General features: G+C 66.2%; 14 protein-coding genes. 5 read left to right on the top strand and 9 right to left on the bottom strand.

The features are described from left to right. Window position 1 precedes the first annotated feature (1 nt). Window positions 2–526 (bottom strand): component of SufBCD complex, encoded by a 525-nt coding sequence (locus tag ACO2Q5_RS17050; RefSeq protein WP_423293255.1) that lies wholly within the window; start codon window positions 524–526, stop codon window positions 2–4. A 127-nt stretch (window positions 527–653) separates the two neighbouring features. Here ACO2Q5_RS17050 and hemB point away from each other — a divergent pair, with 127 nt between their 5' ends. The 3 genes from hemB to ACO2Q5_RS17035 all read left to right on the top strand — a co-directional run bounded on the left by hemB (window position 654) and on the right by ACO2Q5_RS17035 (window position 2,903). Further along, window positions 654–1,652 carry a porphobilinogen synthase gene (gene hemB / locus ACO2Q5_RS17045; RefSeq protein WP_423293253.1) on the top strand — a complete coding sequence of 333 codons (999 nt, stop codon included), beginning with the start codon at window positions 654–656 and terminating at the stop codon, window positions 1,650–1,652. Window positions 1,653–1,771: 119 nt separating this feature from the next. Beyond that, window positions 1,772–2,329, top strand: a complete 558-nt coding sequence (locus ACO2Q5_RS17040) for a YSC84-related protein (RefSeq protein ID WP_423293251.1) — start codon at window positions 1,772–1,774, stop codon at window positions 2,327–2,329. A gap of 10 nt (window positions 2,330–2,339) precedes the next feature. Then, window positions 2,340–2,903 (top strand): DedA family protein, encoded by a 564-nt coding sequence (locus ACO2Q5_RS17035; protein ID WP_423293249.1) that lies wholly within the window; start codon window positions 2,340–2,342, stop codon window positions 2,901–2,903. Here ACO2Q5_RS17035 and ACO2Q5_RS17030 read toward each other — a convergent pair. After that, entirely contained in the window at window positions 2,900–3,763 is an 864-nt protein-coding gene (locus tag ACO2Q5_RS17030) for an NAD(P)-dependent oxidoreductase (RefSeq protein ID WP_423293247.1), read from the bottom strand. The two genes, ACO2Q5_RS17035 and ACO2Q5_RS17030, sit on opposite strands and share 4 nt — an antisense overlap. Before the next feature lie 83 nt (window positions 3,764–3,846). Here ACO2Q5_RS17030 and ACO2Q5_RS17025 point away from each other — a divergent pair, with 83 nt between their 5' ends. Together ACO2Q5_RS17025 and ACO2Q5_RS17020 are read left to right on the top strand one after the other, a co-directional pair. After that, a complete protein-coding gene (locus ACO2Q5_RS17025) occupies window positions 3,847–6,324 on the top strand; it encodes a penicillin acylase family protein (protein ID WP_423293245.1) in 2,478 nt (825 codons plus the stop codon). Between the two features lie 106 nt (window positions 6,325–6,430). Then, window positions 6,431–6,745 carry a DMT family transporter gene (locus ACO2Q5_RS17020; RefSeq protein ID WP_423293243.1) on the top strand — a complete coding sequence of 105 codons (315 nt, stop codon included), beginning with the start codon at window positions 6,431–6,433 and terminating at the stop codon, window positions 6,743–6,745. Window positions 6,746–6,817: 72 nt separating this feature from the next. On the opposite strand, the gene hflX is transcribed toward ACO2Q5_RS17020, so the two are convergent. The 7 genes from hflX to ACO2Q5_RS16985 all read right to left on the bottom strand — a co-directional run bounded on the left by hflX (window position 6,818) and on the right by ACO2Q5_RS16985 (window position 16,746). Next, complete coding sequence (gene hflX / locus ACO2Q5_RS17015) at window positions 6,818–8,122, bottom strand: GTPase HflX (RefSeq protein ID WP_423293377.1); 1,305 nt, start codon at window positions 8,120–8,122, stop codon at window positions 6,818–6,820. Between the two features lie 29 nt (window positions 8,123–8,151). Continuing rightward, window positions 8,152–8,385 (bottom strand): RNA chaperone Hfq, encoded by a 234-nt coding sequence (gene hfq, locus ACO2Q5_RS17010; RefSeq protein WP_423293241.1) that lies wholly within the window; start codon window positions 8,383–8,385, stop codon window positions 8,152–8,154. A gap of 191 nt (window positions 8,386–8,576) precedes the next feature. Continuing rightward, complete coding sequence (locus ACO2Q5_RS17005; RefSeq protein ID WP_423293239.1) at window positions 8,577–10,115, bottom strand: potassium transporter TrkG; 1,539 nt, start codon at window positions 10,113–10,115, stop codon at window positions 8,577–8,579. 1 nt (window position 10,116) lies between these two features. Further along, window positions 10,117–11,493 (bottom strand): Trk system potassium transporter TrkA, encoded by a 1,377-nt coding sequence (gene trkA / locus ACO2Q5_RS17000; protein ID WP_423293237.1) that lies wholly within the window; start codon window positions 11,491–11,493, stop codon window positions 10,117–10,119. Window positions 11,494–11,597: 104 nt separating this feature from the next. Beyond that, window positions 11,598–13,019, bottom strand: a complete 1,422-nt coding sequence (locus tag ACO2Q5_RS16995; protein ID WP_423293235.1) for a sigma-54-dependent transcriptional regulator — start codon at window positions 13,017–13,019, stop codon at window positions 11,598–11,600. 3 nt (window positions 13,020–13,022) lie between these two features. Then, window positions 13,023–15,272 (bottom strand): ATP-binding protein, encoded by a 2,250-nt coding sequence (locus ACO2Q5_RS16990; RefSeq protein ID WP_423293233.1) that lies wholly within the window; start codon window positions 15,270–15,272, stop codon window positions 13,023–13,025. A 109-nt stretch (window positions 15,273–15,381) separates the two neighbouring features. Next, window positions 15,382–16,746 carry a response regulator gene (locus ACO2Q5_RS16985; RefSeq protein ID WP_423293231.1) on the bottom strand — a complete coding sequence of 455 codons (1,365 nt, stop codon included), beginning with the start codon at window positions 16,744–16,746 and terminating at the stop codon, window positions 15,382–15,384.

Genomic DNA, 16,746 nt, shown 5'->3' with positions numbered 1-16,746 from the left:
CCTAGTACAGAACCGAGATGTTGAGGTTGCGCCACATGCCGAACATCGAGGTGGCGAAGATCGCGAACATGCCCACCGTCTGCACCAGACGGCGGTGGATGATCAGGCGGCGATACAGCGCCTCGCCCGTATCCTCGCCCCCTTCGATCCGCAGCGCGGCGCGCAGCGACAGCCAGCCCACCAGGAGCATCGGCGCCAGCAGGAAGAACACCGCCTGCGCGAATTCGACCCAGAACCAGAAGGCCAAGAGCGTGACCGAGGACATCAGGAAGGCCAGCGTGAAAAACAGCGGCACGGCAGCGGTGCGGGTGATGCCCAGCATGCGGCGCGCGTTGATGGCCACCATCGCCTCGACATCCAGTTCCGCCTGCCCGCCGTGACGGCGCGCGCGCTGGATCATGTCGAAGGGCACGCCCAGAAGCCAGTGGCTGGCCGAAGACCACAGCACCGCCAGCGCGATCCAGTACCACAGGTTCGAGAACGACCGCATGTCGATCACTTCAAGGATGGTCTGGTACAGCTCCACTTGGTCGGTCCTTCCGGCTGCGGCACCCTTGCCGCTTGAGACGCCCGCCTTTCCATGGCAGGCAAGGGCGGAACCCGCAAGACCCCGCGCGGCCGCAGCGCCCCGCCCCAGCTTTGGATGACCGAAGATGCACCCGATCCAGGCGCCCTTCCCCGCCACCCGCCTGCGCCGCACCCGCCGCAGCCCGGCGCTTCGTGCGCTGGTGCAGGAAAACACGCTGACCGCGGGCGATCTGATCTGGCCGGTCTTCATCCGCGATGGGAAGGGGATCGAAGAGCCCGTGCCCTCGATGCCCGGGGTGAACCGGCTGTCGCTGGACCGGCTGCTGGTCCGGGCGGAAGAGGCGGCGGCGCTTGGGATTCCGGCGATCTGCCTTTTCCCCTATACGGATGCCGCCCTGCGGACAGAAACCTGTGACGAGGCGTGGAACCCCGAAAACCTGACCAACCGGGCAATCCGCGCGCTGAAACAGGCGGTCCCCGACCTGGCGGTGATGACCGACATCGCGCTGGACCCCTATAACATCAACGGCCATGACGGGCTGGTGCGGGACGGTATCATCCTGAATGACGAGACGGTCGAGGCGCTGGTGAAAATGGCGCTGGCCCAGGCCGAGGCGGGGGCCGATATCCTTGGCCCCTCCGATATGATGGACGGTCGGATCGGCGCGATCCGCAGCGCGCTGGAGGCGGCAGGTCACAAGGATGTGTCGATCATGTCCTATGCGGCCAAATACGCCTCCGCCTTCTACGGCCCCTTCCGCGATGCCGTGGGCGCCTCGGGGCGGCTGGTGGGCGACAAGAAGACCTATCAGATGAACCCCGCCAATTCGGACGAGGCGCTGCGGCTGGTCGCCCGCGACCTGTCCGAAGGCGCGGATATGGTCATGGTGAAGCCCGGCATGCCCTATCTGGACATCTGCCGCCGCGTGAAGGATGCCTTCGGTGCGCCGACCTTCGCCTATCAGGTCTCGGGGGAATATGCGATGCTGCAGGCGGCCATTCAGAACGGCTGGCTGGACGGGCCGCGGGTGATGCTGGAAAGCCTGATGGCGTTCAAGCGCGCGGGCTGCGATGGCATCCTGACCTACTTCGCCCCCGAGGCTGCACGCGCCTTGCGGGGATAGGGCAAATTCCGCCGATCTGGTTCCACGATGCGCGATTTGCATGACAAACCCGGCCTGCGCCGCTACATTTTGCGCAAACGGGGTCTGAGAACCCCCATAACAGGCAAAGAGGGCAGCAGATGAACAGATTTTCCCGGCGTGGTTTTCTGGCGGCCGGCGGCTCGGCCGCGCTTTTGACCGCGGCCTGCGGCAATGGTGTGGGTGGCAACGGCTCGGCCCAGATCGACGCGCGCGTCGATGCGACGCAGAATTTCCTGTTCAACCAGTATCCCGGAACCCGCGATCTGGCCTCCCGCGCGAATGGCGTGCTTTACATGCCGCTGATCACCGAGGCCGGCTTTGTCTGGGGCGGCGCCTATGGCCGCGGCGCGTTGCGGATTCAGGGCGTGACGGTGGACTACTACTCCGCCACCAAGGCCAGCATCGGCCTGCAGATCGGCGCGCAGCAATATGCCCATGCGCTGTTCTTCATGACCGATGCGGCACTGGCCGATTTCCGTCGCGGCGCCGGCTGGGCCGCTTCGGCCGATCTGCGCTATGCCACGCCGGACGAAGGCGCCACCATCGGCAAGGCCACGACAGAGCTGGACCCGGTGATCGCGCTGATCTTCGGCCAGCAGGGTCTGATCGCCGGGGCCACGCTGGCGGGGGTGAAATACACCCGCATCATTCCGTAAAACCGCTGTCTTGGGCCATCAGATCGAAGCCCTGATTGCCGCCGGAGGGCCCTTCGCGGTCTTCCTTGGCTGCTTTCTGGAGGGCGAGACCGCCGCCGTTCTGGGCGGGCTGATCGCGCATCGCAGTCTGGCGCCCTATCCGCTGATCGCGGGTCTGGCCTTTCTCGGGGCCTTTCTGGCGGATGTCATGTGGTTCCTGCTGTCACGCAGGGCCCCGGATCGCGGCCCGGTGCGTCGGCTGCGGGCAAAGGCCGCGCAAAGCCCCTTCGCCGCCCGCCTGCACCGCAATGCCGATCTGATGACCTTTGCCTTCCGCTTTCTGCCCGGAACCCGCATCCTTGGCCCGGTGCTGCTGGCGCAGACGCCGCTGCCCGTCCTGCGCTTTGTGCTGCTGAACGCGCTGGCCTCGGCGTTGTGGGCCGGGGTCTTCACCGGCATCGGCTGGCAGTTCGGTCTTGCGGCCGAAGGCATCTTCGGCCGTCTTGCAGCCCATCACTGGCTGATCGCGCTGGCCGTTCTGGCCGTAGCGGCGGTGGCCCTGCACCTTTGGCTGAGCCGCCGCAGCCGGAGTTAGCGCAGGCGGCGGATCAGGCTGGAGGTGTCGTTCCGGCCGCCGCCCATCTGCTGCACATCCTTGTAGAACTGGTCCACCAGCGCAGTGACCGGCAGGGACGCCCCCAGTTCATCCGCGGTTTCCAGACAGATCTTCAGATCCTTGCGCATCCAGTCCACCGCAAAACCGAAATCGAACTGGTCCGCCAGCATGGTCTTGTGGCGGTTCGCCATCTGCCAGGATCCGGCCGCCCCCTGCGAGATCACTTCAACCACGGCCGCCCCGTCAAGGCCCGCCTTCTGCCCGAAGGCCAGCGCCTCGGACAGGCCCTGCACCAGCCCGGCGATGCAGATCTGGTTCATCATCTTGGCCAACTGCCCGGCGCCGCTGTCGCCCAGACGGCGGCAGATCCGGGCATAGGCCATGATCGCCGGCTCGGCCCGGGCGAAATCCTCGGGGGTGCCGCCGCACATCACCGACAGGACGCCATTTTCGGCGCCGGCCTGCCCGCCCGAGACGGGGGCATCGACAAAACCGAAGCCGCGCGTGGCGGCCACGGCAGACAGCTCCCGCGTGACCTTGGCCGAGACGGTGGTGTGATCGACGAAGACCGCGCCCGCCGCCATGCCCGCAAAGGCCCCGTCCTCGGACAGGCAGACCTGCCGCAGATCGTCGTCGTTGCCGACGCAGGCCATCACCAGTTCCGCACCATGCGCCGCCTCGCGCGCCGTGGGGGCGACCTTGCCGCCGTGCTTTTCGCCCCAGGCTTCGGCCTTGGCCGGGCTGCGGTTCCAGACCGTCACCTCATGCCCCTTGGCCACCAGATGACCGGCCATGGGAAAGCCCATCACGCCCAATCCCAGAAATGTCACCTTTGCCATATGCCCAGCCCTTTGATTTGCCCTTCAGGTCGGGATGGACTAGGAACCCTTCCTGTTCCCAAGGTCAAGAACGGACGCCTTGCATGTTCACCGTCTTCCGCTGGCTTCTGCGCATCGTGACCGGCCTTGTGGCGCTGTCCCTGGCGGTGCTGCTGATCGGCTACTGGTTCCTGTCGCGGTCCTTGGTGGATTATGACGAGGATTTCACCCTGCCCGGCATTTCCGCCCCGGTCGAAGTGGTGCGCAACAACGATTCCGTGCCGCATATCTTTGGCCAGAACGACGCGGATGTGTATTTCGCGCTTGGCTTCGTCCATGCACAGGACCGGCTCTGGCAGATGACCATCCTGCGCCGCACCGCCCAAGGGCGCCTGTCCGAGCTTTTCGGCACCGCCACCCTGCCGGTGGACGAACTGGTGCGGCGGCTGGACCTCTATCAGCTGGCACTGGATTCCGTCGCCGCGCAGGATGATGAGACGCGCGCCGCGCTGGAGGCCTATTCCGCCGGGGTCAATGCATGGATCGCACAGGTCAATGCCGGGGCGCGGGGCCGCGGCGCGCCGGAATTCTGGCTGTTCGAGCCGGAGATTTCCGCCTGGGCGCCCGCGGATTCCATCGCCATCATCAAGCTGATGGCGCTACAGATGGCGGGCCATGCCCAGACCGAAATCCTGCGCGCCCGCACCTCGCTGGCCCTGCAGGGCAAGTCCGATCGTCTGGCCGATATCCTGCCCGATGCGCCGGGCAGTGCCGTGGCCGCCCTGCCCGATTTCGCCAGCCTGATCCCGGGCGACCTGCCGGCCGGGCGCGCGCTGGACTTTGCGCTTGGCCCCTTCTCGCCCGTCAGCGCACCGGACATGGCAGGCGCCTCCAATGCCTGGGCTGCGGCGCCCACACGCTCTGCTGCGGGGGGCGCGCTTCTGGCGAACGACCCGCATCTGGGCTTTACCGCACCGACGATCTGGTATCTGGCCCGGCTGGAGCTCGCCTCGGGCGGGGTGATCGGCGCTACGATCCCGGGCGTGCCCGCGGTGATGATCGGCCGAAGCGAAGAGATGGGCTGGGGCCTGACCTCCAGCTATCTGGACGATCAGGATCTGGTGATCGAAAAGCTGAACCCCGACAATCCGTCGCAATATCTGCTGCCCGATGGCAGCTATGACACCTTCCGCAGCCGCCAGACCATCGTAACGGTGCGCGACGCCGATCCGGTGACGCTGACCCTGCGCTGGTCCCGCAACGGGCCCATCCTCTCGGGCAAGCAGTTCGACGTGGGCACTGTCACCCCCGGCGGCCATGTCGCCGCGCTGTCCTGGACGGCACTCTCGGCCGAAGACACTTCGATGACGGCGGCGATCCGGCTGATGAAGTCGAAATCTGTGGCCGAGGCGATCGAGGCCGGACGCCTCTTCATCGCGCCCAGCCAGAACCTGATGTTGGCGGGCAAGGACGGGATCGCGCTGCAACTGATCGGTGCAATGCCGATGCGCGATCCCGCCCATCCGTCGCAGGGCCGCCTGCCCTCGCCCGGCTGGAACCCGGCCGTGGGTTTCAAGGGCGTGTTCCCCTATGAGGACAACCCCCGTTTCGTGAACCCCGAAACCGGCATTCTGGGCAACACCAACAACAAGATCATCGACCGCCCCTTCCCGCTGCATGTCAGCTTCACCTGGGGCGATACGCAGCGCATTCAGGCCTGGCTGAACCTGATGAAAACCCGCGAGGTCCACACCCGCGAAAGCTTTATCGAGGCGCAGCTCGACACCGTGGACCCAACCGCGCGGCAGCTTCTGCCGCTGATCGGCGCCGATCTGTGGTTCACCGGAGAGGCCGCGCCCGACGGCACGCCCGAGGCGTTCCGCCAGCGCGCGCTGAAACTGCTGGCGGAATGGAACGGCGAGATGAACGAACATCTGCCGGAACCCCTGATCGCCGAGGCCTGGCTGCGCGCGCTGATGGCGCGGCTGGTGCAGGATGAGCTGGGGCCCCTGGCCACCAATTTCACCCGCCCCGATGCGGTCTTCATCGACCGGGTTTACCGCAACACCGGCGGCGCCGCGGTCTGGTGCGATGTGGTGCAATCCGCCCCGGTGGAGACCTGCACCGATATGGCGCGCATGGCGCTGGACGATGCGCTGACCGATCTCTCCGCCCGCTACGGCCCCAATCTGGAAAGCTGGCGGTGGGGCGACGCGCATCAGGCCGCGCATGATCACCCGGTTCTGGGCACCGTGCCTTTCCTGCGCTGGTTCGTGAATATCCGCCAGTCCACCAGCGGCGGCGATGACACGCTGATGCGCGGCCGGACGGCTGGCACCGGCGACAACCCCTATCTCAACGTCCATGGCGCGGGCTATCGCGGCGTCTATGATTTTGCCGACCCCGATTCCTCGGTCTTCATCACGGCAACCGGCCAGTCCGGTCATTTCCTCTCCCGCCATTATGACGATCTGGGAGAGCTGTGGCGCCGCGGCGAATATGTGCCGATGAGCCTTGATCCCGAACTGGCCCATGCCGCCGCGGCGGGGGTCATGATGCTGACACCCGAAAGCGCGCCCTGACCCTTGCCCCGCGCCCTTTCGCCCCCTATATTCGGGGGCGAGAGGACGACCTCCCCTTCATGGACAATGCGCCGGGACGACCCGGCATGTTCCGAAAGGGAAAGCCATGGCCTGGGTCGCTCTTGTTGCCGCCGGTGTTCTGGAAATCGTCTGGGCGTTCTTCATGAAGAAGTCCGCGGGTTTCACGCTGGTCGTGCCCAGCCTCATCACCATCGTCACGATGATCGGCAGCTTCGGCCTCTTGTCGGTGGCCATGCGCAGCCTGCCCTTGGGCACCGCCTATACGATCTGGACCGGCATCGGCGCGGTCGGCGCCTTCGCGCTTGGCATCCTCGTGCTGGGAGAGGCCGCCACCCCGCTGCGCCTGCTGGCCGCCGCGCTGATCGTGGCGGGAATCCTGCTGATGAAACTCAGCAGCTGAACCCATTCATCTGTTCAGAAATATCCCGGGGGAGTCTCCGCAGGAGACGGGGGCAGCGCCCCCATCCCCGGCTCACAACTCGCGATACCGCTTTTCCTGCCGGGCCGTCCACAGCACGGACAGGGTCCAGCCGTCTTCGCCCTGCTCTTCCGCCGTCACCACGCCCTGACCATGCAGCCAGGCGCGGCGGCGGCCATCGGCAAAGCCCAGATGCAACTCGCGCGCGGTCTTTTCCTCGTCAAACGTGGCCGAGACCGCCTCCAGCAGCGCCGCCACGCCTTCGCCCGTCAGGGCCGAGACGGCAAAGACCTCGGGCCGCTGCGCCGCCTGCACCATCAGCGCCTCATGCTGCGACGGCTCGACAAGATCCAGCTTGTTCCAGACCTCGAACTTCGGGGTTCCGGGCTTCAGGCCCAGCGAGGTCAGGATCTCTTCGACATCCGCCGCCTGTTCGGCGGTTTCAGGATGCGAGATGTCGCGCACATGCAGCACCAGATCGGCCGAGAGCACCTCTTCCAGCGTGGCGCGGAAAGCGGCGACCAGCTGCGTCGGCAGGTCGGAGATGAATCCCACCGTGTCCGACAGGATGATCTTGCGGCCGGACGGCAGAACCACGCCACGCATCGTCGGGTCCAGCGTGGCGAAGAGCATGTCCTTGGCCAGAACCTCGGCCCCGGTCACCCGGTTGAACAGCGTGGATTTCCCCGCGTTGGTATAGCCCACCAGCGCGACGATCGGGAACGGCACCTTGGCGCGCGCCATGCGGTGCAGCTCGCGCGTCTTGACGACGCGGTCCAGCTGCCGTCGCAGGCGGACGACCTGATCGTCGATGGCGCGGCGGTCGGCCTCGATCTGGGTCTCGCCGGGGCCGCCCACGAAGCCAAAGCCGCCGCGCTGGCGTTCAAGGTGGGTCCAGGCGCGGACAAGGCGCGACCGCTGATAGGACAAGGCCGCCAGTTCCACCTGCAAAACCCCCTCACGGGTGCGGGCGCGGTCGGCGAAAATCTCAAGGATCAGGCTGGTGCGGTCCAGAAGCTTGACGCCCCATTCCTTTTCCAGATTGCGCTGCTGCACCGGGCTGACCGGGCCGTCGACCAGCACCAGTTCCACCCGGTCGGCCTTCAGCCGCGCCTTCAGCTCTTCAACCTTGCCGGTGCCGAACAGCATGCCGGGATGCACCTTTGGCAGGCGCACCACTTCGGCCCAAAGGACCTCCAGCCCCGGCAAGGCCGCGGCAAGACTGACCGCCTCGGCCAGCCCGTGTTCGGGCAGCCGGCGGGTCTGGCGCGCGCGTGTGTCCGGGTGCAGCACGACAGCCCGCGTGGGCAGCGCGGCCGTGACCTGCCATTTCCCACGCTCTTCCGGCGTGGGGAACAGGTCGTCATCATCATCTTCGACGGTCGAAATCAGTCGTCGCCTTCATAAAGATTGACCGGCGCCCCCGGCATGATGGTCGAGATCGCATGCTTGTAGACAAGCTGCGACTGGCCATCGCGGCGCAGAAGCACACAGAAGTTGTCAAACCAGGTGATCACCCCCTGCAGCTTCACCCCGTTGATCAGAAAGATCGTGACCGGAACCTTGGCCTTGCGGACGTGGTTAAGAAACGCGTCCTGCAGGTTTTGCTTTTCGCCAGCCATTGTTGTTTTGCCTTGCACTTTCCAGCCGCGTTGGCCGCGGCCTTGTGAATATCGTGGTCAATGCGTCTTCAGTTCCCTCGCCCCCGGCCAAAGACCGCAGGGCCATCGGAATATTATTCGGGACGGAGGGAGTTACCAGACCCTAATTCACCGCCGCGACAACAAGTTGCGCGAATGGCGGCATCCGGGCATCATCTTTTCCACTGCCGCCAGCTTTCCGGAACGATCAGGGCCACCAGCGCCAGCACCTCCAACCGCCCCACCACCATGGCCACGCCCAGAATCAGTTTCACCGCTGTGGACTGCGCACCGTAGGAGACCGGCTCTGCCACGGCCACCTGCGCCAGATTGCCGGTGGTGGTCAGCGCGGCCACGCCAAGGACCAGCGCCGGCTCGAACGCAAGGCCCGCAAGGTTCAGCGCCACGGTCACAAGGGCCAGCGACATGGCGAAAAGCATGAAGAACACCCAGGCCATATAGGCCCCCTCACGCGCTAGGCGGCGGCGGAACGCGCCCTTGCCGCCCACGGAATTGGGGTGGACGATCCGCTCCAGCTCTCGCTGCCCCTGCAGGAACAGGGCATAGACCCGGAGGAGTTTCACGCCCCCCGCCGTGGTGGCGACGCCGCCGCCCAGAATGGCCAGCCCCAGAAGCACCATTCCCGGCGCCCCGAGCCCGGCCCAGGCCCGGGCGGAGGACCACCACGCGCTTTCGTATCCCGTCGTCGTCAGGAACGAGACGGTGGTGAAGGTGGCCCCCCAGAAGGCACGGATCAGCCCGCCAAGCGTCTCGTTCTCCTGCGCCTGCGCCTCGCTCATCAGATGGCGCAGCAGCAGGGCCGCAACCACCAGCGCCACCACGACAAAGGCCAGCCGCAGTTCGGGGTCGCGCCACAGCGGTTCTTCCATGTGGGCGCGGCCCGGCATCGGCATCAGGGGGCGGCTCAGGGCCAGGCAAAGGAACAGGAAGACCAGCACCTCTCCCGGCAGGCCGCTGCCGGTGACCGACATGCCGATCCCGGCCGAGATGCCGCTGGTGGACAGGGTTCCCATGGCATGGGTCAGCGCCAGAAGCCCGTCTTCCCCCGCGATGAGAAGAAGAAGCCACAAGGCCAGCGTCAGCGCGGCATAGACCGGCAGCAGATCAAGCGCCTGCCGTTGCAGCCGCAGCCCCGCCTCGGCCGGGCGCTGGCTTTGGCCCGGCATGCCCGGACCGCGCCCCGGCACATGGCCGGACCAGACCTCGGCCCCGCCAAGGTTCAGCGGCGCAAGGATCGACCATGCCACCAGCAGGATGAAGAAGCCGCCGAACCAGCCTGTCAGCGCCCGCCACAGATGCACCGAGGGCGGCAGCCGTCCCGGCTCATAGACCGAGGCGCCGGTGGTCGAGAAGGTCGACAGCATCTCGAACCAGGCATTCACCCAGGTGGTGTCCGGCACCGCCACCCGCAAGGGCAGCGCCATGGCCAAAGGCAGGATCAGATAGGCGCCCGCCACGCTGGCCAGCTGCGCCTGCGCGGGATGGCGCAGGATGCGGTGATGGGTGGCAAGGCCCAGCATCACCGTCAGGACCAACAGGATCAGCCCGCCGTAAAAGAACGCCTGCGCCGTGGGGGCATCGCGCAGAATGGTGGCATGGGCCGCGGGCAGCCATGCCGACAGCGCCACCGCGCCCAAAAGCACGACCAGCAGCGGAAGTTCGGCCAGCTGGCGGCCCACGCCCCCGGCCATGTCAGAAGAAGTCGATCGAGACCTGCAGAAGGCGCTCGACCTCCGGCACGTCTTTGGCCATGGCGAAAAGTGCGATCACATCGCTCGCCTCGACCCGCATCTCGGCCGTGGGCTTCATCACCTTGTCGCCGCGCATGACGGCGCCGACCAAGACGCCTTCGGGAAAGTCGATGTCGCGGATCAGCTTGCCCGAGATGGGCGAGGTGGACAGGACCTGCGCCTCGATCAGCTCGGCCTCGGCATCGCCGATGGAATAGACCCCGCGCACCCGGCCATGGCGGATGTGCCGCAGGATCGACGACACCGTGGTCGCCCGGGGGTTGATATAGGCGTCGATGTCCAGGGGCGCCATCAGCGGCGCCAGCGTGGGGTCGTTCACCAGCGCGATGGCCAGGGGACAGCCCGCCTGCTTCGCCCGGACCGAGACAAGGATGTTTGTCTTGTCATCATCGGTCACGGCCAGCACGGCATCGGCCCGGTCCACCGCCGCCTCGGCCAGAAGGTCCATGTCCATGCCGTCGCCGTTCAGCACGATGGTGCGCTGCAGGCTGTCAGCGGCGCGTTCGGCGATGCTGCGGCTTTTCTCGATGATCTTGGCGCGCATCCGGCCCGACCGCGCCTCCAGCGCCTGTGCCACCGTCAGGCCCACATTGCCGCCGCCGATGATGACAATGCGTTCCTGCTTCTGGTTCTTCTTGCCGAAAACCTCCAGACAGCGGTTCACATCCTCGGAATGGGTGAAGACATAAATCTGATCCTCGGCCAGAAGCTGGTCGTCGGGATCGGGGGCAAATAGCCGGTCACCGCGCCGCAGCCCCACGACAATGGCGCGCAGCGTGGGGAACAGGTCGTTCAGCTGCCGCAGGGGCGTGTTCAGCACCGGGCAATCCTCGGTCAGCTGGATACCCAGAAGCTGTGCCCGCCCGCCCATGAACACCTCGGTGTCAAAGGTCGCGGGCGCCGCCAGCCGCTGCAGCGCGGCCTCGGCCACCTCACGCTCGGGCGAGATGATCACGTCGATGGCCAGCCGGTCCAGCGTGTAAAGGTCGGAATAGCCGGTCTCCAGATAGCTCTGGTCGCGGATGCGGGCGATCTTGCGGGTGACGTTGAAGGCGGCCTGCGCGATCTGGCAGCAGACCATGTTCACCTCGTCCGAATGGGTGGCGGCGATGATCATATCGGCATCGCGGGCGCCCGCGCTGGCCAGAACGTCCGGATGGCTGGCAAACCCCACCACGCCCTGCACGTCCAGCGTCTCGGTCGCGCGGCGCACCAGCTCGGCATTGGTGTCAACCACGGTGACATCGTTCTTCTCGCCCGCCAGATGGCGCGCGATCTGCCAGCCGACCTGCCCCGCACCGCAGATGATGACTTTCATGGCAACCCTCTCGCCGCGTGCCCGGCCTGTTTGTCAGATCGGACCCAGAGGGTCAATTCAGAGGGTCCATTCCGGCGTCCATTCCGCCCCGGATGCGCCAGAGATCACGCGCCGCCTTCCTCATCATCATCTTCGTCATCCAGATGGGCGGCGCGCCCGCCCGCCTTGGCCGTCGTCACCACGCCCAGGGATTTCAGCTTGCGGTGCAGCGCGCTGCGCTCCATCCCGACAAAGTTCGCGGTGCGGCTGATGTTGCCGCCGAACCGGTTGATCTGGGTCAGCAGATATTCCCGCTCGAACAACTCGCGCGCCTCGCGCAGCGGCAGGGTCGCCACCGCACTGCCCAGAACCATGCCCTCGCTGCCATCGCCCACCGGACCGGCAGAGCCGGGAAGCTCGCGCGATTCAATCGCACCGCTGGCTTCGCCCAGGATCAGCACCCGTTCGATGATGTTGCGCAGCTGGCGGATGTTGCCGGGCCATTGCATGGTCTGCAGCATCGCCTCGGCCTCGGGGGCAAGGTTGCGCAGCGGCAGGCCCTGGGTCCGGTGGAACCATGCCACGAAATGCCGGGCAAGCTCTGGGATATCGTCGCGCCGTTCCGCCAGCGAAGGCACCGGGATCGGCACCACGTTCAGCCGGTCGAACAATTCCTGCCGGAACCGGCCCGCGCGGATTTCCGCAGGCAGGTCGCGTGCGGTCGAGGAGATGACACGCAGGTCCACCCGCACCTTGTCGGTCCCGCCCGCGCGGGTGAACTGCTGTTCGGTCAGGACGCGCAGGATCTTCGACTGGGTGCCAAGCGGCATGTCACCCACCTCGTCGAAATAGACCACGCCGCCATGTGCCTGCTCCAGCAGACCCGGCTCCACCCCGCGACCGGGGGTTTCGCGGCCGAAGAGCACCTCTTCCATCCGTTCCGGCTCCACCGAGGCGGAAGAGACGGAGACGAAGGGCGCCGCCGCCCGGTTGGAATTCTGGTGGATGTAGCGTGCGGCCAGTTCCTTGCCCGAGCCTGACAGGCCCGTCAGCATCACCCGGCCGTTCGATTTCGTCACCTTGTCCAGCTGCGATTTCAGCGCCCGGAACGCGGCCGAAGATCCCACCATCTCGGACGAGGTCACGTCGCGGCGGCGCAGTTCCTGATTCTCGCGGCGCAGGCGGCTGGTTTCCATCGCGCGCGCCACAACGACCGTCAGCTGGTCGATGTTGAACGGCTTTTCGATGAAGTCATAAGCACCCTGCTTGATCGCGGCCACAGCGATTTCGACATTGCCATGACCCGAGATGATGATGACCGGAATATCCGGATTGTCGCGTTTCACCGTCTTCAGAATGTCGATCCCGTCCATCCGGCTGTCCTTCAGCCAGATGTCCAGAATCATCAGCGCCGGCGGCTCGGCGTTGATCTCGGCCATGCAGTCGTCGGAATTTCCGGCCAGACGGACCGAATAGCCCTCATCCTTGAGGATGTCGCCGATCAGTTCGCGAATGTCCTTTTCGTCGTCGACGATCAGAATGCTCATGCCTCAGCCTCCCTGCCCCTGCGGGCTATTGTTCGTCTGGCCCTGCGGGCCGATGTTGCGTCCCATGCGGCGCCGGGCCAGCCGCGGCAGGCGGATCTCGGCCATGGCGCCCGAATGGGCGTTTCCGTCAAAGACCGGCGCATCCAGCAGGGCCAGACTGCCGCCGTGTTCCTCGATGATCTTCTTCACGATGGGCAGGCCAAGGCCGGTGCCCTTCTCGCGCGTGGTCACATAGGGTTCGAACAGCCGCGCGCGGTCTTCGGGCAGGCCGATGCCATTGTCCATGATGCGCAGCAGGTTTTCGCTGTCACCCGCGGTCAGCTCCACCCGGATCTCGGGGACATAGCCTGCGGGCGCCCCTTTTTCCACAAGGCTTTCCGTGGCTTCACCCGCGTTCTTGATCAGGTTCGTCAGCGCCTGCATGATCATGGTGGCATCCAGATCCATCATCACCGGCCCTTCGGGCAGCGTCGCGGCAAAGCGCACCCCGGGCTGGCCCGCCTTCTGCAGGGTCAGCGCATCCTTCACCAGCTGCAGCAGATCATTCTCGCGCCGGTCGGGTTCGGGCATCCGCGCGAATTTGGAAAACTCATCCACGATCCGCCGCAGATCATTGGTCTGCCGCACGATGACATCCGTCAGCCCCTCCAGATCCTCGACATCGCGGACCTGCGTGCGGAACTTGCGCTTCAGCCGCTCGGCCGAGAGCGCAATCGGCGTCAGCGGGTTCTTGATCTCATGCGCGATGCGGCGGGCCACATCGCCCCAGGCCGCCATCCGCTGGGCCGAGACCAGATCGGTCACATCGTCGAAGGCCACCACATAGCCCTCCAGCGCGCCCTCGGCGCCGCGCCGCTCGCTCATCCGCACCAGCAGGGATTCCAGCTTGCCGCGGCGGGTCAGGCGCAGCTCTTCCTGCGCGACGCTGCGGCTGTCTTCACGCAGGCTGTCGTAAAGCGGCAGGAACTCGGGCACGGTTTCGGCGATCGGCAGGTCGTGGAAGGCGCCGCTCAGATCCAGCAGCCGGGTCGCCGCGCGGTTGACGAATTCCACCCGTCCGCCCGCATCCAGCCCCATGACCCCGGCCGTGACGTTGGACAGAACGGAATCGAACAGCCGCCGTTGCTCCTCGGTGCGGGCATGGCTTTCCATCAGCGCCACCCGCTGGCCTTTCAGCTGCCGGGTCATCTGGTTGAACAGCCGCCCCAGCATGGCGATTTCATCGTCGCCCTCTTCCTCGGTCACGCGCACGTCCAGATCGCCCGCGCCCACCCGCTGCGCCGCCCCCGCCAGCCGCCCCACCGGACGCGACAGACGTTCGGCGAACCACAGGCCCAGCCAGATCGCGGCCAGGATCAGGATCAGCGCAATACCCAGATAGATCAACGCAAAGTTGAGGAGAAGCCGCCCGCGATCACCTTCCAGCTGATTGTAGATCTTCACCGTCTCCTGCGTGTCATCCAGCAGGGACAGCAGGCGGCCGTCCACCTCGCGGCTGACATAAAGGTAACGGTCCGGAAAGGCGGCCAGATGGACCAGCGCACGATATTCGTTGCTGGGCCAGTCCGCGATCAGCACCACCTGTCCGGACCGGGCCTTGGCAAGGTCGTCCTCGCTCACCGTCTCGAACCCGAAAAGATAGGACCGGTCGCCCCGCGATTTCAGCGCCCCGGTGCCGTCGATCAGATAGGCCTCTTTCAGTCCGCGCTGCACCAGATCCTGCCCCTGGCTCAGAAGCGGACGCAGCTGATCGTCGCGCAGAACCACCGCCTGCTGGCGGGCGCGGTTCAGGTAATTGGCCAGCGCCACCGCATCCTGCGCCAGATCGCCGCCCTGTTCGGCTTCATAGGCCTGTGCCGCAGTCAACGAGGCGCCGACCACCGAACGGACCCGGTCCGAAAACCAGCCCTCAAGCCCCAGATTGACCGAGACGACGGCGAAGACCGCGACCAGCACGGTCGGCACCAGCGCCACCCCGGCAAAGACACCGGACAGCCGTAGGTGCAGGCGCGATCCCGCCGATCTGCTGCGCCGGTCGGCAATCATCCGCGCAACACGCGCCATGACCAGCGCGGCAATCAGCAGGACATAGACGAAATCGGCCAGCAGGATCAGCCGCAGCACAGGCGACAGGCCGCCCTGATTCATCGGCCCGAGCAGCAGGACCGAGGCCACCACAAGGACCGGCCCAAGGAACACCAGCCCCAGCGTCACGGCCGTCTGCACCCGGCGCTGCCGCCGCAGCGACGCCATTCTGGTCCAGACATCTCTGCGAATGACGCGCTGCAATTCCGACATAACCCGGCAACATCTTGTGGCGGCCCGGGGCTGAAACCCCGGCGACACGCTTGATGTTGCGGTTTTACATCAGCTTGCGGCGCCGTGTCACGCGGATATCGAGGTCGGTGATCTTCTTGCGCAGGGTATTACGGTTGATGCCAAGAAGGTCGGCGCATTTCGCCTGATTGCCGCCGGTCGCATCCAGCGCAATCTCGATCAGTGGCATTTCCACTTCCTTCAGGATCCGCTGATAGACCCCCGCCGGAGGCAGCTGGCCGCCGTGCAGATCGAAGTAGCGCTTCAGGTGCCGCGCCACGCTGGCCGACAGCTTTTCGCTTTCAACCGCGCCCTTCAGCGGCTCGGCCGCAGGCTGCTGGCCCAGAATGGCCGAGACCTCGGCCTTGGAAATCTCGGCATCGGCCGAGGTGACCAGCAAGCGGCGGATGCTGTTTTCCAGCTGCCGCACATTGCCCGGCCAGCCATGGGCGCGGATCAGATCGCGCGCATCGGCCGACAGGCGGCGGACCGCGCCGAAATCCCGCTCTCCCTTGGCCAGAAAATGCTCGGCCAGAAGGGGGATGTCCTCCACCCTTTCCCGCAGCGACGGGACGTGCAGCGTCACGCCGCCCAGCCGGAAATACAGGTCCTGCCGGAAGGCGCCCGCTTCCATCCGCGCGCCAAGGTCCACCTGGCTGGTGGCCATGACCCGCGGCGCCTTGTCGCCCAGCATGTCCAGAAGCCGCACCACGCGGGCCTGGGTATCCTCATCAAAATCGGCCACCTCGTCAAAGACGACAGAGCCGCCCTTGGCCCGCGCGATCAGGCTGGCCGGACCTTCCACGCCCTGCAGATCCGACGCCTGCGCCACCACGAAGGGCAGCGTGCGGCGGTCCGAGAAATCGTGGATCGCACGGGCCAGAAGGCTTTTGCCGGTACCCGACTCGCCGGTGATCAGCACCGGAATGTCGGTGTTCATCACCTTGGCCACCAGACGATACAGCGCCTGCATCGCGGGGGTGCGGCCCACCAGCGGCAGATCCTCCACCGCTTCGCGCACGGGCTGCGTCACCTTGGGCGCGCGGCGCTTCTGTTCCAGCGCGCGGGCGCTGCGCTTCATCAGATCGGGCAGGTCAAAGGGTTTCGGCAGATAGTCGAAGGCTTCGGCCTCGGCCGCCTGAATGGCGGTCATGATGGTGTTCTGCGCCGAAATCACGATGACCGGCAGACCGGGCCGCATCTTGGCGATCCGCGGCAGCGCATCCAGCCCGTTTCCGTCCGGCATGATCACATCCGAGATGACCAGATCGCCCTTGCCCTCTTCGACCCACCGCATCAGCGTCATCAGGCTGGAGGTCGCATGCACCTTGCAACCCGCGCGTGTCAGCGCCTGCGTCAGCACCGTGCGGATCGTGCGGTCGTCATCGGCGACCAGAATCGTGCCATCCAT

Origin of the sequence: Neotabrizicola sp. VNH66 (assembly GCF_049445895.1) — a bacterium.
In the GTDB taxonomy this organism is placed as follows: Bacteria; Pseudomonadota; Alphaproteobacteria; order Rhodobacterales; family Rhodobacteraceae; genus Pseudogemmobacter.
The sequence above is the reverse complement of the archived record's forward strand: the minus strand, read 5'-3'. Positions and strand labels throughout refer to the sequence as shown.